Origin of the sequence: Streptomyces lateritius (assembly GCF_014649715.1) — a bacterium.
In the GTDB taxonomy this organism is placed as follows: Bacteria; Actinomycetota; Actinomycetes; order Streptomycetales; family Streptomycetaceae; genus Streptomyces; species Streptomyces lateritius.
The window spans coordinates 182,698-204,978 of record NZ_BMTO01000011.1; the positions used below are offsets into that span (position 1 = coordinate 182,698).

Sequence of the window (22,281 nt, forward strand, 5' to 3'; positions counted from 1 at the left end):
GAGGGTCTCTCAGGCAGGAGTCGGGGTGAGGGACGGGGTGACGGAGTCCGGGGACGGCGACCGTGAGCCGGGAGCGCGGGCGGCGGTGGCCGGCGGGGCGAAGGCCGAGGTCGCCATCGACTGCCATTCGCTGGGGGACATGCCGTACGCGCCCCTGAACGTACGGCTGAAGTGGGAGGGGCTGCTGAAGCCCCAGCGGTGTGCCACCGCGGCCATGGTGGTTCTCCGGTGGGACCGGCCCAGCTCGATCCGGCAGGCTTCGAGCCTGCGTCGCCGCACCCACTGGCTCACCGTGGTGCCGTCGCTCTGGAAGAGCTTGTGCAGGTACCGGACGGAGATGTGGTGGGCGCGGGCGATCGATTCGGGTGAGAGGTCCGGGTCCATCAGATGCTCTTCGACGAAGGCCCGGATACGGGACAGCGTCTCGTTGCCGCCCCTCGACGCGTCGGCCGACTCGTCCGCCGTGTCCGTCTCGAGGAGTTCCATGACCAGCACGGAGAGGAGGTGAACGGCCGTCCGGGCGCGCCGGTCCCCGATCGAGGACCGGCGGAACTCCGCCTCGGCGGCGAGCGCGGACAGGAAGTCCGACACCAGCGCCCCGAGCCCCTCACCGCCGCGCACGGGGACGCCCACCACCTGGTTCAGTTCCGACTCCGTGACTCCGAGGTAGCAGCGGGGTATCCGGAAGAAGAGCATCCGGCAGCCGTCGCCGAACCGCAGCAGGTGGCGCCGGGCCGGGTCGCAGAAGACCAGGTCGTTCGGCTCCAGGGGACTCGGCGCCCCGTCGCGGACGCTGGTGACCGGGCCCTGGACATGCATGCCGAGGTAGAGGAAGTTTCCGTCCTCCTCGCCCGGCATGCCGGAGAGAACCTGAACGAGCCACTCGGAAGCTGATCGGGTCACGGGAACTCCACACCGTACGGTTCGTCGTCGCCGGGCGCGGCCGACAGGAACTTCTCGACGACCGCGTCGAAGGCCGCCGGGTTCTCGAGGAAGGGGAAGTGCGAGTTCGCCACGTCGGAGGGGAAGACGTGCAGGCGCGCGCCGGGGATCTGTGCGGCGATGTAGCGCTGCGAGTCGGGGTGCACATGGCTTCCCTCACAGCCGATCACCAGGGTCGGCACATCGATCCTGGGGAGGACGTCGCGCCAGTCCTGAGCGCAGTGGTCGAACAGCAGGGGTACGCCGGCGTAGGCGGGTGTCGAGGTGATCTGCTCGGCGACGAAGGCGAGCGTCTCCGGGTCGGGGTCGCCGGAGAACATGCCGCGCACGAAGTCGGCGCGCACCCGCTCGCCGCCAGGCGCCGCGAGCGCGGCACCGAGGGCGAGCAGCTCCGACACGTCGAAGATGGCACCGGAGTCCTGCTGCTCCCGAGGTGTCATCCAGGGGACCGCGGCGACGGCCGCCGGCTGGTCGACGGCGACGAAGCGCCGGATCCGCCCGGTGCCGTACTGGTCGATGAAGCTCCACCACACGGAGACGCCCATGGACCAGCCCAGCGCGTCGAACCGCTCCAGCCTCAGGTGGTCGACGAGTTCGAGCACGTCACGGGCGAGGCGAGCGATGCGATAGCCGTGCCGCGGTTTGCCGGACAGCCCGTGGCCGCGCAGGTCGACGGTGACGACGCGACGCCCCGGGGACAGATCCGCGACCTGGTGCCGGAACATCGCCTGCGTCTGGCCCCAGCCGTGCAGCATGACGAGGGGAGGGCCCTCGCCGCCGGTGTCCCGGTACGCGATCCGTGTCCCGTCGGTCGTGATCAGTTCCCTCATGCTCTCTCTTCCCTCGTCACGGGCCGGCCGTCGGGCCCGCCTCGTCCCTCACATCCTCGGACGTGGTGCCTCGCCGTCACCACCGCGTGCTGTAGGAATCGGGCGGGAGATCCTTCTCGCTTTGTCGAAGTCGTGGCAGCCGGGCAGGCCGGTCACGAGACCGCGGCCGGGGGTCAGGCGGGCGCGCCGTCGCCGGGGGTGAGGAGTTCCTCGATCCTGAGTCCCAGGTGCAGGGTGAGGCGGTGGGCACCGTCGTCCAGGTCGAGTCCGGTGATCTCCTGGATCTGGCGCAGGCGGTAGTAGAGCGACGTGCGGTGGAGTCGCAGGGCCTCCGCGGTCCTGGGGATGGACCCGGCGTGTTCGAGGAAGCACCGCAAGGTGTCCCGCAGCCGGTCGCCGCCATGGGCCTCGTCGAGGGTGCGGAGCGGCTTGGGGACGAGGGACGTGTTCAGGGCGTGCTCGGGGAGTTGGAGGAGCACGGCGAGCTCGCCGAGCAAATCCCAGTCGCCCACGCTCCTCAGGGAGGGCAGCCGGCGGGCCGCGCGGGCCGCCACCAGCGCCTGCTCGTACGACGTCCAGGCACCCCGGAGGCCCGGGTGCCGTCCCCCGACGCCGATCACGGGGGCCGCCGAGGGGCCCAGAAACGTGGCGAGTTCGTCGAGGACGCGTCCGGACTGGGCGGCGACCTCGTCCGGCCCGGGGGGCCGGTCACGCAGTTGGAGGAGGATCGCCCGCTCCTGGTCGATCGCGAGGACTCCCTGCGCCGAACGCGTCTGCCGGAAGCCTTCCAACGCCCCCCACAGGGCCGCCTCGGACTGCCGCCCGGGTTCCGTGCCGCGGCGCAGCTGGACGAGGGTGACGAGGACGTGCTCCGCCTCCCCGAGCAGCCCCAGCTCCCTCGCCCGCCGGCGTGCGGCGGTTCGCGTGGCGACGTCCGAGTCGACCAGGTCGAGGACAAGAGTCCGCTCCTCGGCCTTCCGGGTGTCGGCCGCGAGGTGCTCGGCGTACATCTGGGCGGCCATGAGGGCGGCGGCCCGCGCGATGGTCCCGGTCTCCGGCTCCCCCAGCGCCTTGTCCGGCACGACCACCATCAGCAGGCCGAGGAGGTGCCCGCGCTCGCGCAGCGGCACCACGTAGCGGGGCAGCAGTCCGAGATCGTCACGGCCCTCGACGAATCCGGGCTTCGACCACTGGGCCACGCCCTGGGCGAGCACGTACCGGACGGTCGCGTTGTCGGCACGGCCCTGCAGCAGCGTCCCGATGCGCACCGGGTCCTCGTCACCGAAGTGGCGGCTCGTGCAGACCATGCGGACCAGCGGATCGTCGACCGCGACGGACCGGCCCAGCGTCTCCGCGAGTTCGTCGACGAGCGCCTGAAGCTCCGCGCTGCCGGGACGGGCTCGCTGGGGCCGTACGGTCATGCGCTGTTCCTCTCTCGACCACCTGTTCCCTGCGGATCGCTCTCCGTTTCCGCAGCTCTTGATCATTTTGAGGGGGGCGAGGACATCGGCACATCGCGTGAATCGTCCATTGGCACGGCCTCGGCAGGGGATACGAAGCGGTCACTCTCCGCTGTCACGGGTCGCCGCGAGGCGTGACAGTTCCCCGCGCGAGGTGATGTCGAGCTTGGTGAAGACGCGGCGCAGGTGCGAACCGACCGTGTGGGGCGAGAGGGAGAGGTGCTCGGCAACGCGCGCGTTGGTCAGCCCTTGGGCCACGAGCCGTGCGACACCCGCCTCGGCCACTGTCAGCTCGGGCCACTCCTCGACGTGTCCGGCCGGCGAGAGCCGCCGCCGGACACCCGCGGCCCGCAGGCGCCGACGGACGCGCAGGGCGTCCCGTTCGGCGCCTGCTCGCGTGTAGAGGGCGAGGGCCTTGTCCAGGTACGGCACCGCTTCGGACCTACGGGTGACCGCGAGCTTGCGTCCGGCGTCCTCCAGCGCCGACGCCCGGGCCAGGGGCCGGGGGCAGTCCTCGTACAGCCGGACGGCGCGCAGGAGATGACCGAGGTCGTTGGCGAGCAGGCCGCGGGCGTGCGCGGCGGTGGCGGCGAGGATCATGACGTCGGGGTTGAGCGCGGCTCGGCGCTCGGCCACGTCGGCCGCCGCCGCGGCCCGTTCGTGTGCGCCGGCCCGCAGCGCCATGCGGACGAGGACGGGGGCGTCCGCGGGGTCGAGCGGGCCGACGAGGGAGGGCCGTTCCGCCACGAGCGCCACGGTCACGTCGCCGACGAGGGCCATGGCGCGGTCGGGCCTGCCTTCGGAGTCGGCGGTCAGTGCCGTCGTCCACGCGCCGGCGTCACGCAGGAGTGGTGCGTCGGCGCTTCGCAACCGCAGGGCCTCCGCCGCGTACGCTCGTACGGCCTCCTGATCGCCGGTGTGGAGCGCGACGCGCATCAGCGTGGGCAGGAGGACGGCATCGGCGAAGTCGCCGGGACCGAGCTCGTCGCTCACCGCGGTGGCGGCTTCCGCAGCGGCCCGGGCGTCCGTCAACCGTCCGGCGTCCAGAAGCGCTCGGGCGTGGTTCGCGAGCCACATGCGGGTGGCTGCCGCCCGGCCCTGGTTCCTGGTGTTCCTGACGCCGGCCTCGGCGAGGGCGAGCGCCTCCGCCGAGCGGCCGGCCGCGTTCCACAGGAAGCCCTGCCACAGGGCCTCCGGAATCCAGGCGGAAGGGTCGGCCTCCCGTCCCGCGGCAAGGGCGGCAGCGCGGTCCGCCTGACGGACCGCGCTGCTCCAGTCCATCCGGTGGAAGTACACGACCGAGGCGGCCACCGTCGCCGTGGCCCCGGCGGCGCGGTCCCCGGTCGCCTCGGCGGCCGCCAGCGCCTCGGCGACGGCCTGCTCGGCCGCATCGAGCTCGCCCGACATCGACAGGGCGAGGCAGAGCAGCGCGGTCAGTCGCGCCCGCAGAGCCGCCGGAACCCCGGGCAGGCCCGCCCCGGTACGGGCGTGCCGGACCGCCTCGGAGAAGTCGGACCGGCAGAACAGGCGTCGCGCCAGACCGAGGCGTGTCCGGGCCTCGGCCTCGGGTCCGAGGCCACCGCTCGACGGGGCCGGAGCCCCCGGGTGGTGGGCCCGGGCAGCCGGCCCCGTCCACCGGAGGAGCGGAACCGCCCCGGCGCTCCCCCGCGGCCGCTCCGGCCCGTCCGTCGCGACGGGTTCCCGGGCGCTGAAGCCGGACTCGCGGGCGCTGTGGTCGGGCTCCCGACCGCTGAGCCCAGGCTCCCGGGCACTGAGACCGGGCTCCCGGGTGCTGAGCTTAGGCTCCCGGGCACTGAGACCGGATTCCGGGGCTCCGGGGCCGGGTTCCGCGTCCGGTACGGCAGCGGTGGCCGTGAGGTCCGAAGCGGCGGGGCGCCGCCCGTCGTCCACCGCCGGGCCAACGGTCGACGTGCTTTCGGTCGGCGCGCTGTCGGTCGGCGCGCTGTCGGTCGGCGGCACAGGGGGTCCGGCCGGGGATGCGGCGCTCTCCGGCAGCGCCTCGGCGGCGTGACGGCGCGGCTTGCCCGCGTTGTGGCGCGCGGAGAGCGGAAGGCCGGCTTCCACCGCCTCGCGGATCAGGGCGTGGCGGAATTCCAGGTGATCGCCCCTTTCAGCGAGCAGATCGGAGTCGAGGGCTTCCCGCACGGCGCTGATCAGTGTCGCCGACGGTCTGCCGAGCGCCTCGGCCAGCAGCCGCACGGTGACCGCGCTTCCCATTGCGGCCGTCGTCTCCACCAGCTCGCGGGCCGCGTCGGACAGCAGGTCGAGGCGGCGGCGGACGGAGGACAGCCGCCCGACGGGGCCGGGACCGGCCGGCAGCCGGGCCATGCCGTTCTCGATCGTCACCGCCCCCTCCTCCCTCATCGCGTCGAGCAACTCCACCAGCAGCAGCGGCACGCCCTCGGCCCGGCGGGCGACGCGAAGGACGTCCGGGTCGGGGACCGCGCCCAGGACGTCCTCGGTGATCCGCGCGATCGCCAGGTCCCCGAGCGGGCCCAGAACCAGCTCATACGCGCCGGCCCGCTGGATCCTGTCCAGGGTCGTGCGCACGCCCGGCGGCACGCTTCCGCCGCGCACGGCCACCAGCCACAGGATCGGCTCCGACGAGAGTCCGGCCGCGACGGTGTGAAAGGCGAGCAGCGTCAGGTCGTCACACCACTGGAGGTCGTCGAGGACGATGAGCAGCGGCCCGCCGCGAGCCGCCTCCCGCAGGCGGTCCCCCAGTTCCTGAAGCAGCCAGAACCGCTGGCCGGGCGACGTGGCGAGGTCCCGGAGCCGGGCCGCGTCCGCCACCTCCCCGGAGAGCAGCCCCTCGAGCAGCGGGCCGAGCGGCGACCGATCGTCGGGGTCCGCTCCCCCGTGGAAGACCCGCGTCCCGCGCCGCTTCGCGGACGCCGCCGCCTCCGTGAGGATCCTGGTCCTGCCGCTGCCCGGGGGGCCTTCGACGCGGACGATCCCGCCTTCACCCCGGGCGAGCGAGTCGAGCCGCGCCTCGACGAACGCCAGTTCCGCCTCCCTGCCGCGGACCGGCGTCCTCGCGAGGCGCCGGCGCGTCACACCGCCGGGGTCCTCGGGAGAAGGCCCTGTGGTCAATCGGTTCACGCTCATTCCGCCGGCCGGGGGCCGCACGGGACGAGGCTGGGATCCGCGTGCGGTAACGGCGGAACAGTATGAAGGACTCCCCTGCCTCAGTCGAAGCGCAGGTCGGCGAGTTGCCGTTCGAGGGCGGTGACGTCGTCCTCGGGCTCGGCCGGGGCGGGCCGGGCGGCCATGAGCGCGGCCAGCTCGCCGCCCGCCCGGCGGATGCGCGCGGGCAGACCGTCGGTGTACTCGTCTCCCCCCGATCCCCAGTCCTCCGACGCCGCGTACACCGCGGTGGGGACGACGGAGGCGCGGAGATGGGCGAAGAGCGGGCGCATGGCGTGCTCCAGGACCAGGGAGTGGCGGGCGGTGCCGCCCGTCGCCCCGACCAGAACCGGCTTCCCGGTGAGGGCGGCCGGGTCGAACACGTCGAAGAAGGACTTGAACAGCCCGCTGTACGACGCCGTGAACACGGGAGTCACGACGATCAGGCCTTCGGCTGCCGTCACCGCGTCGATCGCGGCGGCCAGTCTCGGCGGTGGGAAACCGGTCACGAGATGGTGGGCGACATCACCGGCCAGTTCGCGCAACTCGACGACCTCGGTCGACACGGCGTGGCCCTGAGCGACGAGTTCACCGCGGACCGACTCGGCGAGCCGGTCCGCGAGCAGCCTGGTGGAGGAGGGGGTGCTCAGCCCCGCGGAGACGGCGATCAGCTTCATGCGGCGGTCGCTCCCCGGGGCGTCGCGGCGGCGGTGATCCGCGCCGCGTGGGTCGGTGCCTCCGGCACGTCGGCCGGGCGGCCCTTCGCAAACTCCTCGCGCAGCACGGGCACGACCTCTTCGCCGAGGATGTCGAGCTGCTCCAGGACGGTCTTCAGGGGCAGGCCCGCGTGGTCCATCAGGAAGAGCTGGCGCTGGTAGTCGCCCACGGACTCCCGGAAGGACAGGGTCCGCTCGATGACCTGCTGGGGAGAGCCGACGGTCAGCGGGGTCTGCTCGGTGAAGTCCTCTAGGGACGGGCCGTGTCCGTACACGGGAGCGTTGTCGAAGTAGGGGCGGAACTCCCGTATCGCGTCCTGGGAGTTCTTCCGCATGAAGACCTGGCCGCCGAGGCCCACGACGGCGTCCTCCGGACGGCCGTGACCGTGGTGGGCGTACCGGCGCCGGTAGAGCTGGACCATGCGCCGGGTGTGGTCGGCCGGCCAGAAGATGTTGTTGTGGAAGAAGCCGTCACCGTAGAACGCGGCCTGCTCCGCGATCTCCGGGGACCTGATGGATCCGTGCCAGACGAACGGCGGGACGCCGTCCAGGGGCCGCGGTGTGGAGGTGAAGGCCTGGAGGGGCGTACGGAACCGGCCCTCCCAGTCCACGACGTCCTCGCGCCACAGCCGGCGCAGCAGCGCGTAGTTCTCCTTGGCGAGGTCGATGCCCTGGCGGATGTCCTGCCCGAACCACGGGTACACCGGGCCTGTGTTCCCCCGGCCCAGCATGAGGTCGACCCGGCCGTCGGCCAGATGCTGGAGCGTCGCGTAGTCCTCGGCGATCTTCACCGGGTCGTTGGTGGTGATCAGCGTCGTGGCGGTGGAGAGGATCAGCCGCTCGGTGCGGGCGGCGATGTAGCCGAGCATGGTGGTCGGGGACGACGGGACGAACGGCGGGTTGTGGTGCTCGCCGGTCGCGAAGACGTCCAGGCCGACCTCTTCGGCCTTGAGCGCGATGGTGATCATCGCCTTGATGCGCTCGTGCTCCGACGGTGTGCGGCCGTCGGTGGGGTCCGGTGTCACGTCCCCGACGGTGAAGATGCCGAACTGCATGGGGTGTCCGCTTTCCTGAACCGGGTGGGACGTCACTTCGAAAGGAAGGCGAGGAGGGCCGCGTTGACCTCGTCCGCGTGGGTCCAGAGCAGACCGTGCGGGGCGCCCTCGATCTCGACGTAGTCGGCGGTCGGCAGCGCCTTGTGGAAGGGGCGCGCGGTGCCCTCGGCGGGGAGAACGCGGTCGGCCGTTCCGTGCAGGATGAGGGCGGGGACGTCGACGGCCGGGATGTCGGCGCGGAAGTCGGTGTACCAGGTGGACGGCGCGGCGGAGGCGGCGAAGAAGCCGCCGCCGGCCGCGGTGTTCCAGCTGTTGCGGACCGCTTCCTCGCTGATGCGGGTGCCCAGGTTCTCGTCGAGGTTGTAGAAGTCGTGGAAGAAGGCCGTGTAGTAGGCGTACCGGTCGGCCCTGACGGCCGCGACGACTCCGTCGAAGAACTCCTTCGGAGCGACCCCGTCGGGGTTGTCGTCGCTCTTGAGCAGGCAGGGCTCGAGCGAGGCCAGGAAGGCGACCTTGGCCACACGGGCGGAGCCGTAGGCCGACACGTAACGGGCGACCTCGCCGGTGCCCATGGAGAAGCCGACGAGGACGGCGTCGTTCAGGTCGAGGGTCTCCATCACGGTGTTCAGGTCGGCGGCGAAGGTGTCGTAGTCATAGCCGGTGGTCGGCTGGGAGGACCGGCCGAACCCGCGGCGGTCGTAGGTGATCACGCGGTGACCGGCGTCGAGCAGGGCGGCGCTCTGGCGCTCCCAGGAGTGCCCGTCGAGGGGGAAGCCGTGGATGAGGACGACCGGCCGGCCGGTGCCGTGGTCCTCGTAGTAGAGGTCGATGGCGGTGGAGTTCTCGTGGCCCACGGTGATGTACGGCATGGAGTCGCTTCCTCGTTTCGGGTCGGCTGGTCCGCGTGCCGGAGCGGCACGCGACGCCGTCACGCTAGGGCGGGGAAAGCGCCGCCGGTTGTCACCCGACGCACTAGGAGTTGTCCATGGGCGCAGTGTTCGCGGCCCCGGACGGGCCGTCCGCCTCCGCCTCCGCCAGTACGAGCCGGGTCAGGTGGACCCGGGAGTTGACCGAGAGCTTGCGGAAGATCGACACCAGGTGGGTGTTGACCGTGTGCGGGGAGACGACGAGGGCGGCCGCGGCCGACCGGTTGGTGTGTCCCGCGGCGATCAGCCGGGCGACCTTCCGTTCCGAGGCGGTGAGCGCGTCCCAACCCTCGCTGGGACGCGGGCGAGCGGCGGTGCGCCGCCCCGCGCGGGCCATGGCCCGGTCCAGGTCGGCCCGGACCCGGTCGGCCTCGAAGCCGGCCCCCGCCCGCGTGTACGCCTCGTACGCTCTGGTCAGTGCGGGGATCGCGGCGGCGTCGCCCGTGGTCAGCAGCGCGCGCCCGAGGTCGGCGGAGGCCGCGGCGAGGTGCAGCGGGCGCGGCCCCGTCAGCAGGATCCGGACGGACCGCGCCAGGAGTCCGTGGTCGGCGTTCACCAGGGCGGCCGTGTGGGCGGCGATACCCCGGGCCGTCGGTACGGAAGGGTTACGGGAGGCGTGCGCGGCCGCCTGGGCCGTGAGGTCCTCGGCGAGGGAGCGGTCTCCGGCACGCAGGGCGATCTTCACGGCCTCGACGAACTGGGTGCGCAGGAGCCGCCACCGCACGAAGGGGTTGTCCCGCTGGGCGGACCGGATCCGTTCGGCCGCCGCCGTGTGGTCGCCGTCGGCGTCGGCGAGGACGGCTTCGGCATACTGATGAGCGGCGTGGTTCCCCGGGTTCGGCCGGTCGGCCACGGCCGCTCTGACGACGTCGACGTGCTCCTCGGCGGCTTCGCGGTCACCCCGCAGCACCGCCAGCCGGCCTCGGTGGACCCGTATGTTGACCAGGTTGCCGGGCACGCCGATGTCCGCTTCCAGCCGTTCGGCGGTGACGAGGTCGGCCTCCGCGTCGTCGAGCCGCCCGAGCCCCAGATTCAGGCCGGCCTGGGCCCACATCAGCATCGCGGGGCGCAGTGGTTCGTCGCCCGCCGTCCGCAGCAGTTGCCGGGCGGAGTCGAAGTCGTCCAGGTGCACCCGAGCGACGACCTCCTCGGGCAGGAAGGCGGCGTCGAACGCGCTCAACGCCGTGTGGTGGTCGACGGCGGCGGCGCATTCGCCCGCGTTGAGCGCGATCTCGCCGAGGCCCCACAGCGCGACGACGCGGGCCTCACGGTCACCCGCCCGCTTCGCCTCGGCGAGCGCCCGCGCTCCGGTCCCGCGCGCCTCTTGGAGGTCGCGGCCGCGCGACTGTGCCAGTGCCCGCCGCGCGGTCAGCCGGGCGGAGATCACCGGGTCGGTGACGACGGCCAGCGCCGCCGTCGAACGGCGGGTCAGCTCATGGATGTCGTCGAGGTGCCACAGCGTGTCGCCGAGGACGGACTGCAGGCGGGCGAAGACGTCCAGGGGCGGCTGGCGGGCCAGCAGCGCGTCACCGACCTCTCGCGCCTGGGTGTACCGGCCGGCGCGGGTCAGAGCGGTGATGGCCTGTTCTCCCACGCCGAACGCCGTGGAGTCGTGGGGCGGCACCAGTTGCAGGGCGCGTACGGCCAGGTCGGCGGCGAGATCGGGCATGACGGCGCGTACGTCGGTGGCGGCGCGGCCGAGCAGCCGGACCGCCTCGTGATCACCGGGCTGGGCGCTCTTCAGCAGATGCGGGACCGCGTCGACGGAGGTCCGGCCCGCCGCGACGAGCCGGCTCGCCGCCTCCCGGTGCAGTGCCCGCCGCGCCGAGGGGGCGAGATCGGCGTAGACCGCTTGGCGGAGGAGGTCGTGGCGGAACACGAGGCGTTCGCCGTCGTCGTGGAGGAGGCCGGCGGCAATCGCCTCCTCCAGTTCGCCGATGAGACCGGAGGCGGGCCGGCCGCAGAGGGCCGCGGCGTCGGCGAGCGCGAACGCCCGGCCCAGGACGGAGCCGATCCGCAGGAAGTCGATGGTGCCCGGCCGGAGTGCGGCCAGCCTGCCGCGTACACCGAGCACCAGCCGCTCCGGCGGCTCCGGCCCGTCCACGCCCGAGGCCGCGATGCCCGTCAGCAGCTCGGCCGCGAGGAACGGATTGCCTCCCGACCCGTCGAGCAGCTCGGTGACCTTCTCCGGGATGTCTCCGCCGATTGCGTCGTGTGCCAGCTCGGCGAGCGCCTCGCCGGACAGCGGCCGCAGGGGGACCGTGGTCGTCCTCGGTCCGTCGCCGCGCAGGTCCGGGTTCTCCCGGCCCGCGAGCAGCCAGAGGACCGGGGAGGTGAGCAGTCGTGCGGGCATGACGTTCAGGGCGAACCGGCTCAGCGGATCGGTCCACTGGACGTCGTCGATCGCGATCAGTGTGGGAGTGCCCGCCGAGCGCTCCTCGATCAGCTGGGCCAGCCGTTCGACGAGCCAGATGCGCTGGTCGTGGTGGCCCGCGAGGTGGGCGAAGTCCTTGGCGGCCAGGAGCGGCGGGTCGCCGTGCAGCAGGCCCGAGGCAAGCGAGGCGAGGGGGGCCAGTTCGTGCAGCTCTTCGGCGCGCCCCTGACTGACGACGAACCCGTGGGCCCGTGCGAGCGAGACCGTCTCCTCCAGGAGTACGGTCTTCCCGATTCCCGGCTCGCCCAGGAGCAGTGCGATCGCGCCGCCGTCGCCGTCCCGCACCGACCGGACCAGGGCACGCAGCCGCTCCAACTCGGCCTCCCGGCCTCGCAGGCCGGGCCGGCTCAGCTCCCCGTTCGTCGCCGCCTCCGAGTTCATCCCTTGACGGATCCCGTGAGCAGGCCTCGGGCGAAGTGCCGTTGGAGGGCGAAGAACACGAGCACGGGAACGAACGCCGACACGAACGCTCCCGCCGTGAGCCGCTGCCACTCGTTGCCACGTGTCCCGGCCAGGCCCGCGAGTCTGACCGTGACGGGCGCGGTCTCGGCGGTCCCGCCCGACAGCGCCAGCGCCACCAGCAGGTCGTTCCAGACCCAGATGAACTGGATGATCGCGAACGTCACCAGGGCCGGGCCGGCCAGCGGCAGCACGATCCGGAGCAGCAGAGTTCCGTGCGACGCGCCGTCGACCCGGGCGGCTTCGATCAGGTCTCGGGGCAGTCCGGCCAGGAAGTTGTGCAGGAGGAACACCGCGAACGGCAGCGCGAAGACCGTGTGGGCGAACCAGACATGGGTGAACCGAGCCGGCCCGGTGAGGCCCCATGCGGGCAGGAACAGCCACCCCTGGGAGAAGAGCTTCAGCAGCGGGACGAGTGCCATCTGCAGGGGCACGATCTGGAGCGCGAAGATCCCGACGAGGAGCGCGCCCCGCCCCCTGAAGTCGATCCACGCCAGGGCGTAGGCCGCGAAGAACCCCAGGACGAGCGGGAAGAGCACCGAGGGGAGGGTGATGACGACCGAGTTGACGAGGTGCTCGGCGAGCCGCCCCGACGCGTTCGCGCTGCCGAACAGGACCTCGTCGTAGTTGTCGAGTGTGACGTGCGGCGAGCCGAACACGGTCCACCAGCCCGTCGTCTTGATCTCGTCCTCGGGGCGGAACGAGGAGAGGAGGAGCCCGAGGGTCGGCGTCGTCCACAGGACCGCGATCACCACGGCGGTCAAGGAGAAGGCGCGGGAGGCGAGACGCTCCCGGACGCGGCTCACCCCGCGCTCCGCTGCGCACGGATCCTGTACGCGACCACAGGGGTGACCAGGGCGAAGAGGAGGACGGCGAGAGCCGCGCCGCGGCCTGTCTCGCCGTAGCGGAAGGCCTGGTCGTACATCTCATGGGCGATGACACCCGTGTCGAACTGGCCGGCCGTCATCGTCCTGACGATGTCGAACGCCTTGAAGGTGCCGATCACCTCGGCGAGGACCACGACAAGAAGGGTGGGTCGGATCAGTGGCACGGTGATCCGCCAGAAGATCTGCCGGGGTGAAGCGCCGTCCAGCCGGGCCGCCTCGGTGATCTCGCCGGGCACCGCCCCGATCGCGCCCGCCAGCAGGACGGCCGCGAAGCCCGCCTGGGTCCACACCATGGCCACGACGAGGAACAGGACGTTCCACGGAGATTCCACGAGCCACTGTCTCGGCGTGCCGCCGAACGTCACGACGAGCTGATTCAGCAGGCCGATCTGATCCGCCTCCGCCGGCCGGTAGGCGTAGACGAACTTCCAGACGAGACCGGCGCCGACGAAAGAGATCGCCATCGGCAGCAGGACGAGGGACAGGGCGAGTGCCCGGAACCGTGACCGTACGACCGCCGCCGCGTAGAGGAGACCGACCGCCGTCACCAGCAGGGGCACGAGCACCACCCACGCCAGGGTGTTGCGCAGCGCGATCAGCGCCTCGGGATCGGTGAAGAGCCACACGTAGTTGTCGAGGCCGACCCGTGCGTCGCCCTCACGGTCCATGAACGACAGCAGCAGGGTGCGCAGACCGGGCAGGACGAGACCGGCCGTGAGCAGCAGCAGGGCCGGGGCCAGCAGCAGGAAGGCCGCGCCCCGGCGCCGCGCCGGCCCGCGGTGCAGCGCCAGAAGGATCAGGCAGACCACCGCCGCGAACGCGACGACGCCCTGAAGAAGGTGCTGCAGCTTGGGCTGCTGCGCCACCGCATCGAACGACATCAGGGGCGCGGCCAGGACCGTTCGACGGAGTCGGCCACCGGCTCGGTGCCCTTGCCGCCGATCCAGTCGACGGCACCTTTCCAGAACGTTCCCGCGCCGACCGACGCGGGCATCAGGTCCGATCCGTCGAACCTGAACTGCGTCTTGGGATCCTGGAGCAGCTGGATGGAGAGCCTGTCGACGGGGGTGGCGGCGTCGGCGGGGTCCACGCCCTTGTTCGCGGAGACGAAGGGGCCCTTCTTCATGCGCGCGGTGGCGAAGTCGGCGGTCGCCAGGTACTCCTGGAAGGCCCGGACCTCGGGACGGTCGGAGAAGGCCGCGGCGAACACCCCGCCGCCCAGTACCGGCCGGCTGGTCCTGTCCGTTCCGGGCAGGAGGAAGGCGAACACGTCCTTGTCGGGTCCGATCTCGGTGCCCTCGGGCCAGTGTTCGGCGTAGAAGGAGGCCTGGCGGTGCATCGCACAGTCGCCGGACAGGACGGGCGTGCCGCCCTCCTGGTAGGCGATCGAGGCCATCGACCGGGCCGGGCCGTAGCCGCCGTTGGCGTACCGGTCGTTCTTGAGGACGGATCCCACGGTGTCCATGGCCCTGATCACGCGGGGATCGTTGAACGGGATCTCGTGGGAGACCCACTGGTCGTAGACGTCCGGCCCGGCCTGGCGCAGCAGGACGTCCTCGATCCAGTCCGTCAGGGGCCAGCCGGTCGCCTCGCCGGATTCGACGCCGGCGCACCACGGCTTGACCCCCGATGCCGCGACCTTCTCCGTCACGTCCATCAGCTCGGCCCAGGTCCGGGGAACGCTCAGTCCCCTGTCCCGGAAGAACGCCGGCGAGTACCAGACGAACGACTTCACGTTCGCGACCAGCGGAGTGCCGTAGAGGGTGCCGTTCACGGTCGCGTAGCCGTTCCAGTCCGCCGACCAGCCCTCCTTCGCCAGGGCCGCGACCTCGGCACTCGCGGGCTTGAGCCTCCCCGCCCGCGCGAAGCGTTCCATCAGCCCCGGCTGGGGGAAGAACGCCACGTCGGGCGTGTTCCCGCCCTCGACCCGGAGCTGGATCTGGGCCTCGAACTCACCGTCCCCCTCGTACGCGACGTCGATTCCCGTGCACGCCGCGAAGTCCGCCCAGGTCTCTTCGAAGAGGTCCGCCTCCCGGTCCCGGTTCGACGCGTAGACGGTGACCGTGGTCCCGGCGTGCTCGCCGTACCGCGCGTACGGTCCGCAGTCCTGGCCCGCGCGAGGCTGGGAACCGCCGCCGTGCGGGGCACCGCAGGCGGTGACCGTGACGATCAGGGTGGTGACGGCGAGCGCGAGCCTCGCGCCGAACCTCATGGGTGTACTTCCTCCGATCGCCCACCGAGTGTTCCGGAGGGCGACCTGAAGCTATCAGCGGTCGATCATCTGCGACCAATCACGGCTATAGACCGAAACGTGCACGGTACGTTTCGGGCACCAGATCGGCGTACTCAGGGTGCTTGCCGACCCACCCCCGGATGAAGGGGCAGTACGGCAGGACGCGCAGCCCGCGTGCCCGGGCGTCGTCGAGGGCTCCCCGGGCGAGCAGCCCTCCCAGGCCCCGGCCGGCGAACCGGGGATCGGTCTCGGTGTGGATGAAGGCGATCTCGCCCTCCGAGAGGAAGTACTCGGCGAAGCCGGCGGTCTCGGTGCCGTCGTCCCCGGCGAGGATCTCGTACCGGGACCTCTCGGGCCGGTCCTTCACCTGCGGTTCCATGGGTGCTCCTTGCGATCGCGGTGTGCGTGGGGTCGGTGGGTGTCGGTGGGTCGGTAGCTGTCACGGGGCAGTGCGCGTGAGTGGGGCGGCGGATGTGGGTGGTCGGCGCGTGTTTCCCGGAGCGGGCCGGGTGTGCTCACAGCGTGCGGCGCACCCCCGCCTGGCGTTCCAGGTTGCGGAGCTGGACCGTGAGGTCGCCCTCGACTGCGGCGTGGGCGGGGCCGCTGCGGCCGATGGGCAGGACCTCCTCGCTGCGCATGTCCTCCAGCATCAGGGCGAACGCCGCGTACATCGCGACGAGCGCCACCAGGAGGCCGAGGGCCCCCGACGTGCGCGTGAGCCATTCGGCGCCGGTCAGTCCCGACAGACCGGTGGCCGCCCAGCGGGGCAGGGAGACGACCAGGACGAGCCACAGCGCGCGCTTGGGCCGGGTCACGGCGGCCATCAGCGCCCCGAAGCAGAGGAACACCAGGTTGAAGACGCCCAGTACCTGGAGCCCGTCGGCCGCGCCGCTGAACATGACGAGCGCGTAGGCCAGCCAGCTGCCGGCGAAGACGCCCATGAGCGTCGCCGCGATCACGTCACGGGCGCCGAACGCCAGGACGCTCACCAGGAACTGCAGCGCGAAGGCGGGCAGTACGCACAGCGCGACGGCGGTGCGGGCCCCGGCCTCCAGGAGCCCGAGTTGCAGGCATCCCGTCATCACGGAGGCGATCGCCACCGTGAAGAAGCCCAGTGGCATCGGTGAGGCGATGGGGCGCAGGTTGATCCGGGTCATCGACCGGAGGTCCGGTTCGAAGCGGCGTCCCGGGAGAGCGTCCGGCAGGCTGCCCGGCGCGTCGCCCGGAACGCCGTCGGCGCCGTCGGTGGCGGAGGCTGTACTCATCTGTGGATCCCTCGTTCAGTGCGCGAAGCAGGGGTCATGGAACGGCGGAGGCGTGTCGGGAGCGGAGCCCCGCCCGACGCGCCACCGGCGGTGCCGCTCGGACTCGGCGACGGCCTCGGCCACGAGCGAGGCCTGGGCGGCACCGCTCTGGTAGCCGCCGAAGTGGGCCACCGGGCTCCACTCGGGAGCGACCGGCGGGAGGGCCTCGTCGAGTCCCTCGTACGCCGCGCTCGCGTAGACGATGCGGCCTCCGACGACGGTGAGCACCGCTTCGATGTCGGGGATGGCGGTCTCGGGCACGGTCAGGTAGTCGTCGGACAGGATCGCGAGGTCGCCGTAAAAGCCCTCCCTCAGCACTCCCTTGACGTCCTGCTCGCCGGTGAGTCGCGCGCCGCCGCGGGTGTAGAGGCCGAGGGCGGCCTCCCTGCTGATCGGGTTGCCGGCCGGGCGGAGCGACGTGCCGCCGACGGTGCGCCCGGTCACCAGCCAGTGGAGCGCGACCCACGGGTTGTACGAGGAGACGCGGGTGGCGTCGGTGCCCGCGCCGACGGTCAGGCCGCGGTCGAGCATGGCCCGGACCGGCGGGGTGTGGGCTGCGGCCTCGGCGCCGTAGCGGTCGCGGAAGGCGGTGCCTTGGAAGGACATGCGGTTCTGGACGGACAGGGCGCCGCCGAGGGCCGCGATGCGGTCCAGGCTGTCGGTCGAGACGGTCTCCGCGTGGTCGAAGAGCCAGCGGTTGTCGCCGGGGAAGAGTCCTTCCGCCGCGAGCTTCTCGAAGACGGCCAGGTCGCGGCGGATCGTCTCGTCGTACGTCGCGTGGAGCCGGAAGCCCCAGCCGTTCTCCATCAGGAGCCGGACGGCCTGCTCGAACTCGGTCTCGTACCCCTCGGCGAGCTCGGGGCGGGGTTCGGAGAAGTTCTCGAAGTCGGCGGCGGCCCAGGTCAGGTTCTCGCCCGCGCCGTTGAGCCGGAGCCACTCGTCCCCGTCCCCGGGCTTGACCGTCTCGGTCCAGCGCTTCAGGTCGGCGAGCTCCTGACCGGCCGTCTGCGGGAAGAGGTGGTAGGCGATCCGCAGCGACAGCTCCCCCGACCTGGCGAGGTCGACGACCGTGGCGTAGTTGTCGGGGAAGTTCTGGAACCCGCCGGCGGCGTCGACCGCGGAGGTCAGCCCGAAACGGTTCAGCTCACGCAGGAAGTGCCGTGTCGACGTCCGCTTGTCGGCCTCGTCGAGGGCCGGTGCCTTGGCGAGGGTCGAGTACAGGATCAGGGCGCTCGGCGCCGCGAGCAGCACGCCGTTGGGCTCGCCGTCCCGTCCTCGTACGATCTGTCCGCCGCGCGGGTCCGGGGTGTCGCGGGTGAATCCGGCGGCCCGCACCGCGGCCCGGTTCATCAGGGCCGACTGGTAGAGGTGCAGGACGAACACCGGGGTGTCGGGGGCGGCGGCGTTCAGTTCGGCGACGGTCGGCATCCTGCGTTCGGCGAACTGTTCGGCGGTCCAGCCGCCGACCACCCGGATCCACTGTCCCTTGGGAGTGCGGCCGGCCTGCTCGCGCAGCATGGCCAGCGCGTGACGGAGGCTGCGCACCCCGTCCCAGCGCAGCTCCAGGACGTAGTTCAGGCCGCCCCTGATGACATGCAGGTGGGAGTCGTTCAGGCCGGGGATCACCCTGCGGCCGAGGGCGTCGACGACGCGGGTCTCCGGACCGACGAGGTGGGCGAGGTCGTGGTCGTCGCCGAGGGCCGCGACCCGGCCGCCGCGGATGGCGACGGCACCCGCCTCGGGGCGGCCGGGGTCACCGGTGAACACCTTCGCGTTGCGGACGAGGAGGTCGGCGGCCCGCACGTGTTCCTTCCGCTGGGCGGGGACGACGCCCGCCACCGGCATGCTGGTGGACGGCCCGGTCACGCCACTCATGCCAGCGCCTTGCGCAGGGTGTCGACGGCGACGCCGATGGCGAGTTCCGCGGCCCGCGTCTCGCGCAGTGCGTTCAGCATGACGAAGTCGTGGATGGCTCCCTGGACGCGAAGGGCCGTGACGGGAACTCCTGCGGCGCGGAGCTTCGCCGCGTACGCCTCACCCTCGTCGCGCAGGACGTCGGCCTCCGCGGTGATGACCAGGGCGGGCGGCAGGCCGGTGAGCTGCTCGGTGGTGGCCCGCAGCGGCGAGGCGGTGATCTGGGCGCGCTCGGCCTCCTCGGTCGTGTACTGGTCCCAGAACCACCGCATGGCGTCGCGGCGCAGGAAGTAGCCCTCGGCGAACAGGTGGTACGAGTCGGTGTCGAAGGCCGCGTCGGTGACCGGGTAGAAGAGCACCTGGTGGGTGAGGCGGACGTCGCCGCGCCGCTTGGCCATCAGCGTCAGGGCGGCGGTCATGTTTCCGCCGACCGAGTCGCCCGCGACGGCGAGCCGTGTGCCGTCGAGCTCCTTGTGGTGTCCCTCGCGGGCTATCCACTGGGCGACGCCGTAGTTCTGCTCGACGGCGACGGGGTAGCGGGCCTCGGGCGAGAGGTCGTACTCCGGGAAGACGACGGCGGCGCCGGTGCCGACGGCGAGTTCGCGGACGAGCCGGTCGTGGGTGTGGGCGTTGCCGAAGACCCAGCCGGCACCGTGGATGTAGAGGATGACGGGGAGGGGGCCCGTGGCGCCGCGCGGGCGGACGATCCGGGCGCGGACGTCGCCGGTCGGGCCGCCGTGGACGGTGATCCATTCCTCGTCGACGGCGGGCAGCGGGACACCCTCACCGTTCTGGACGTCGTCCACGGCCTTGCGGCCGTCCGCCACCGCGATCTGATGGAGGAACGGCGGCTGGGCGGTGGCGTCGGCGAAGGCCTGGGCGGCGGGTTCGAGGATCGGCCGGTTCGGCATGAGGGGTTCTCCTTCGTAAAGGTGTGCGGGGTGGAGCGCGGCGGTGGGGCCGGGCGCCGGGTCGCGGCCATGACCGCCGCCTCGGGCGTCGGGCGGCGTCGGGGTCCGGGGCGTCGAGGACGTCCTACACGTCCTTCGTCAGCCGCGCACGAGGGGGGTGTCCACGAGGTGTTCGGCCAGGAACCACACCTGTGCCTCGCCGGTGCGGATGACGTCCGAGACGAGGAGGTCGGCGCTGCCCTCGTCGCCCTCCGCCGAGATCCGGGCGGCGGCGTCGCGCGCGTCGATCAGGATCCGCTCGTGCGCGTCGAGGAGCCGCGACAGCATGACGGGGACCTTCTCCACGCCGTCGGGCGGCCGCGGGACGGAGGTCAGCTCCGAGACGTGGCGAGGGTCTCCGACCGCGACGCCGCCGAGGCTCTGGATCCGCTCGGCCAGCGCGTCCACGATGGCCAGTTGGGCCTCGGCGTGCTTGTCCAGCATGAGGTGGAGCGAGTAGAAGGTCGCCCCGCGCATGAGCCAGTGATGCTTCTTGTAGAGGGAGTACAGGATCTGCGTGTCGGCGAGGACGTGGTTCAGCCGCTGGCAGGCGTACACGCGGGTGTCGTGGCCGAGGCCGATCGGCAGCTGCTTCAGCGTGCCGAACGCCTGGGTCTCCGCGCCTTTCTGACGCAGCAGCGGCTGGCCGCCGCCGCGCGCGGGTGCGGTGGTGGATGCGGTGATAGCGGTATCCATCGGGTACTCCTGGTGGGAAGGGTGGAGGGCCCGGCCGCCCCGGTCGGGGGCGCGGTGCGGCCGGACCCGGTCTGCGTCGGCTCGCGCTCAGCGCTCGCCGGGGGCGGCCGTTCGGGGTGCCGCGGAGGCCGGCCGGTGGAGGACGAGCCGGGTGAGCAGCCCGCTGCCGAGACCGGCGAGGAGTGCGAGGGCCGCCCACCACAGGGGGTACGGCGTGAGGCCGAGGGCCGCGTCGAGGGACCAGGCGCCGGGTCCGGTGGCGGCGAGCGCGGCGGCGGCGCCGATGAGGACGAGCGGGTACTCGTATCCGTCGTTCTGCACCCACAGGCCGTTGTGCCGTTTCACGGTGAGGGCGACGGTCATGACCCCGATGGCGCCGGTCGCGGCGAGCGGGGTCAGGAGGCCGGTGGCGAGCAGCAGACCCGAACCGATCTGCCCCCCGCCCGCCGCCAGGGCCGTGAGGGCTCCGCCGCGGAAGCCGTCGGCGCGGAACTCCTCCGTGCCGCCCGCCAGTCCCCTGCCGCCCAGGTGGGAGCTGATCTTCTGCACTCCATGGCCGGCGACGAGCAGGCCCACCAGCAGACGCAGGATCAGAATGCCGGTGTCCAAGGAGGTCAGCCCGCCGCGTGCGCGCCGATGACGCTCTGCGCGTACACGACGCCCAGGCCGTACGCGCCCGCGTGGGCCTTGACGATTTCCATGACGGCGCCGTACGTCTCCTGACGCGCCCAGTCGCGCTGCAGCTCCAGGAGCACCTGCACCCAGGTCACCGGGACCGCGCCGGCGGCCACCATCCGCTGGAGGGCGTGCTCGTGGGCGGCCGGGCTGACGCCGCCGGAGGCGTCGGAGACGACGTACACCTCGTACCCCTGCTCCAGCGCGGAGAGCGCGGGCAGCACGAGGCAGACCTCGGTCCACAGACCCGACAGGATGATCTTCTTGCGTCCGGTCGCCTTGACCGCCGCCACGAGCGCCTCGTCCTCCCAGGCGTTCATGCTCGTCCGGTCGATGACCTCGTGCTTGGGGAACACCTCGGCGAGCTGGGGCAGCAGGGGCCCGGAGAACGACTCGGCGGCGACCGTGGTCAGGACGGCCGGCACGTCGAACGCCTGCGCCGCCTTGGCGAGACCCACGGTGCTGTTGATGATCGCGGCGCGGTCGCCGCTGCCCGTGCCGAAGAACATCTGCGGCTGGTGGTCCACGAACAGCATGACCGCGTTGTCGGGCGTGAGGAGGTCCGCGCTCGGGGCGGCCTGCACCTGGGTGATGTCGAACATGAGGGGTCCTTTCGGAGCGGTCGGTGGCGCGCCCGCCGCGTGAGCGGCTCGGCACGGACCGAAGCTACGACCGGCGGGACCGACCGGCTTTCCTCCCCGCGCCCAGGGGTTGGCACCACAGCGCACGACCCGCCCGGGCCCCGCCCCCGGCCCGCCCGCGACCTTCCGGACCTGGCCCTGGTCAGGGGGTGGTGGTGGACACCACGTACACCCGGGGTGCGGCCGGGTCGGTGAGGTCGACGGTGATGTCCTCGCTCGGGCGCGGCTTCCCCCGGCTGATGGAGGTGCCCGACCAGTCCTGGGCGGCGGGGAAGTCCCAGCCGACGATGTCGGCGTCGCGTTCGCCGACGGTGACCTCGCCAGGGACGAGCTCGGAGCGGCTGGAGCCGACCTCGTGGAGGAAGGCGTCGAGCCTGCCCGCGGTCGTCGTGAACTGGACGTACAGCCGGCTGGTCCGCCAGTTGCTGGTCTCGTAGTAGGCGACCTGCGTGCTGCCCGGGGGGATCGGGACCTCGAAGATCCGGCGCTTCATCTGGGAGGGCCAGTTGTCCCGCAGTCCCGTGGCCGAGGACTCGCGCTCCTTGTCGCGGCCGCTGTCGCGGCTCTGTCCGGCGGAGATCACCAGATAGCCGGCGGGGATGCCGACGAGCAGCACGATGATGATCGCCGTCAGCCAGCGCCGGCCGATCATGTGGCGTCGGCCCTCCGGCAGCTTGGTGCCCTGCTCGGGGGAGACGGACTGGGTGGGGACGGTCATGACTGCGGGTCCTGAGGGGTGCGGGAGGGGCGGCCTTCGGTGCCGCCCCGCAGTGCCTGGGCGTACCGCTCGTACCGCTCGTGGCGCTCCAGGCGGCGGCGGTTGGCGCGGCGGAAGCGGCGGGCGACGAGGCGGGCCATGTCGGCGGCGCCGACCATGCCGGCCTCCGGCCCGAGCTGGGCCTTGGCGATCCGGGCCTCGGGGCGGTATCCGCGGCCGGTGAGATGGCGGCGGAAGGCGTCTCGGGCGGGCCCGATCAGCAGGTCGTCGGCGGCGCTGGCGCCGCCGCCCATG

The 22,281-nt window shown here is 72.4% G+C and carries 19 protein-coding genes and 1 pseudogene; all 20 read right to left on the minus strand.

The genetic code is table 11. From position 1 onward, the window contains the following. Positions 1-9: 9 nt before the first annotated feature. The gene (locus IE136_RS23305) at positions 10-903 is read right to left on the minus strand and encodes a helix-turn-helix domain-containing protein (RefSeq protein WP_229819056.1); all 894 of its coding nucleotides are present in this window, start codon (positions 901-903) and stop codon (positions 10-12) included. Continuing rightward, positions 900-1,772, minus strand: a complete 873-nt coding sequence (locus tag IE136_RS23310) for an alpha/beta fold hydrolase (protein ID WP_158991937.1) — start codon at positions 1,770-1,772, stop codon at positions 900-902. Before IE136_RS23310 ends, IE136_RS23305 begins: the two co-directional genes overlap by 4 nt. Before the next feature lie 173 nt (positions 1,773-1,945). Further along, positions 1,946-3,193 carry a PucR family transcriptional regulator gene (locus IE136_RS23315; protein ID WP_189601294.1) on the minus strand — a complete coding sequence of 416 codons (1,248 nt, stop codon included), beginning with the start codon at positions 3,191-3,193 and terminating at the stop codon, positions 1,946-1,948. A gap of 141 nt (positions 3,194-3,334) precedes the next feature. Then, positions 3,335-6,310, minus strand: a complete 2,976-nt coding sequence (locus tag IE136_RS23320; RefSeq protein ID WP_229819058.1) for a helix-turn-helix transcriptional regulator — start codon at positions 6,308-6,310, stop codon at positions 3,335-3,337. 131 nt (positions 6,311-6,441) lie between these two features. Next, positions 6,442-7,056 carry an FMN reductase gene (locus tag IE136_RS23325; RefSeq protein ID WP_158991931.1) on the minus strand — a complete coding sequence of 205 codons (615 nt, stop codon included), beginning with the start codon at positions 7,054-7,056 and terminating at the stop codon, positions 6,442-6,444. After that, positions 7,053-8,150: an LLM class flavin-dependent oxidoreductase gene (locus IE136_RS23330; RefSeq protein ID WP_158991929.1), complete on the minus strand. Its 1,098-nt coding sequence runs from the start codon at positions 8,148-8,150 to the stop codon at positions 7,053-7,055. The genes IE136_RS23325 and IE136_RS23330 overlap by 4 nt, the downstream gene beginning before the upstream one ends. 32 nt (positions 8,151-8,182) lie before the next feature. Beyond that, the gene (locus IE136_RS23335; RefSeq protein ID WP_189601296.1) at positions 8,183-9,019 is read right to left on the minus strand and encodes an alpha/beta fold hydrolase; all 837 of its coding nucleotides are present in this window, start codon (positions 9,017-9,019) and stop codon (positions 8,183-8,185) included. A 103-nt stretch (positions 9,020-9,122) separates the two neighbouring features. Then, positions 9,123-11,891: a helix-turn-helix transcriptional regulator gene (locus IE136_RS23340; RefSeq protein WP_189601297.1), complete on the minus strand. Its 2,769-nt coding sequence runs from the start codon at positions 11,889-11,891 to the stop codon at positions 9,123-9,125. Further along, on the minus strand, positions 11,888-12,775 hold the full coding sequence (locus IE136_RS23345) for a carbohydrate ABC transporter permease (RefSeq protein ID WP_189601298.1): 888 nt from the start codon (positions 12,773-12,775) through the stop codon (positions 11,888-11,890). Before IE136_RS23345 ends, IE136_RS23340 begins: the two co-directional genes overlap by 4 nt. Next, on the minus strand, positions 12,772-13,737 hold the full coding sequence (locus IE136_RS23350) for a carbohydrate ABC transporter permease (protein WP_189601299.1): 966 nt from the start codon (positions 13,735-13,737) through the stop codon (positions 12,772-12,774). The genes IE136_RS23345 and IE136_RS23350 overlap by 4 nt, the downstream gene beginning before the upstream one ends. Beyond that, complete coding sequence (locus IE136_RS23355) at positions 13,737-15,068, minus strand: ABC transporter substrate-binding protein (RefSeq protein ID WP_158991920.1); 1,332 nt, start codon at positions 15,066-15,068, stop codon at positions 13,737-13,739. The genes IE136_RS23350 and IE136_RS23355 overlap by 1 nt, the downstream gene beginning before the upstream one ends. An 85-nt stretch (positions 15,069-15,153) precedes the next feature. Beyond that, complete coding sequence (locus tag IE136_RS23360) at positions 15,154-15,468, minus strand: GNAT family N-acetyltransferase (RefSeq protein WP_158991918.1); 315 nt, start codon at positions 15,466-15,468, stop codon at positions 15,154-15,156. 136 nt (positions 15,469-15,604) lie between these two features. Further along, positions 15,605-16,354, minus strand: a complete 750-nt coding sequence (locus IE136_RS23365) for a GPR1/FUN34/YaaH family transporter (RefSeq protein WP_189601300.1) — start codon at positions 16,352-16,354, stop codon at positions 15,605-15,607. Positions 16,355-16,369: 15 nt separating this feature from the next. Beyond that, positions 16,370-18,268, minus strand: a complete 1,899-nt coding sequence (locus IE136_RS23370; RefSeq protein ID WP_373309115.1) for an amidohydrolase — start codon at positions 18,266-18,268, stop codon at positions 16,370-16,372. Beyond that, complete coding sequence (locus IE136_RS23375) at positions 18,265-19,218, minus strand: alpha/beta hydrolase (protein WP_189601301.1); 954 nt, start codon at positions 19,216-19,218, stop codon at positions 18,265-18,267. The genes IE136_RS23370 and IE136_RS23375 overlap by 4 nt, the downstream gene beginning before the upstream one ends. Positions 19,219-19,356: 138 nt before the next feature. Continuing rightward, positions 19,357-19,953, minus strand: a complete 597-nt coding sequence (locus IE136_RS23380; RefSeq protein WP_189601302.1) for a Dps family protein — start codon at positions 19,951-19,953, stop codon at positions 19,357-19,359. A gap of 87 nt (positions 19,954-20,040) precedes the next feature. Further along, a complete protein-coding gene (locus tag IE136_RS23385; protein WP_189601303.1) occupies positions 20,041-20,562 on the minus strand; it encodes a DoxX family membrane protein in 522 nt (173 codons plus the stop codon). A 5-nt stretch (positions 20,563-20,567) separates the two neighbouring features. Next, positions 20,568-21,230, minus strand: coding sequence for a hydrolase (locus IE136_RS23390; protein WP_158991905.1), 663 nt, complete (start codon positions 21,228-21,230; stop codon positions 20,568-20,570). A 181-nt stretch (positions 21,231-21,411) separates the two neighbouring features. Then, positions 21,412-21,987, minus strand: coding sequence for a hypothetical protein (locus IE136_RS23395; protein ID WP_189601304.1), 576 nt, complete (start codon positions 21,985-21,987; stop codon positions 21,412-21,414). Further along, positions 21,984-22,281 (minus strand): annotated as a pseudogene (locus IE136_RS35935) (ROK family glucokinase); the annotation flags it as partial. The pseudogene IE136_RS35935 and the gene IE136_RS23395, both read right to left, overlap by 4 nt.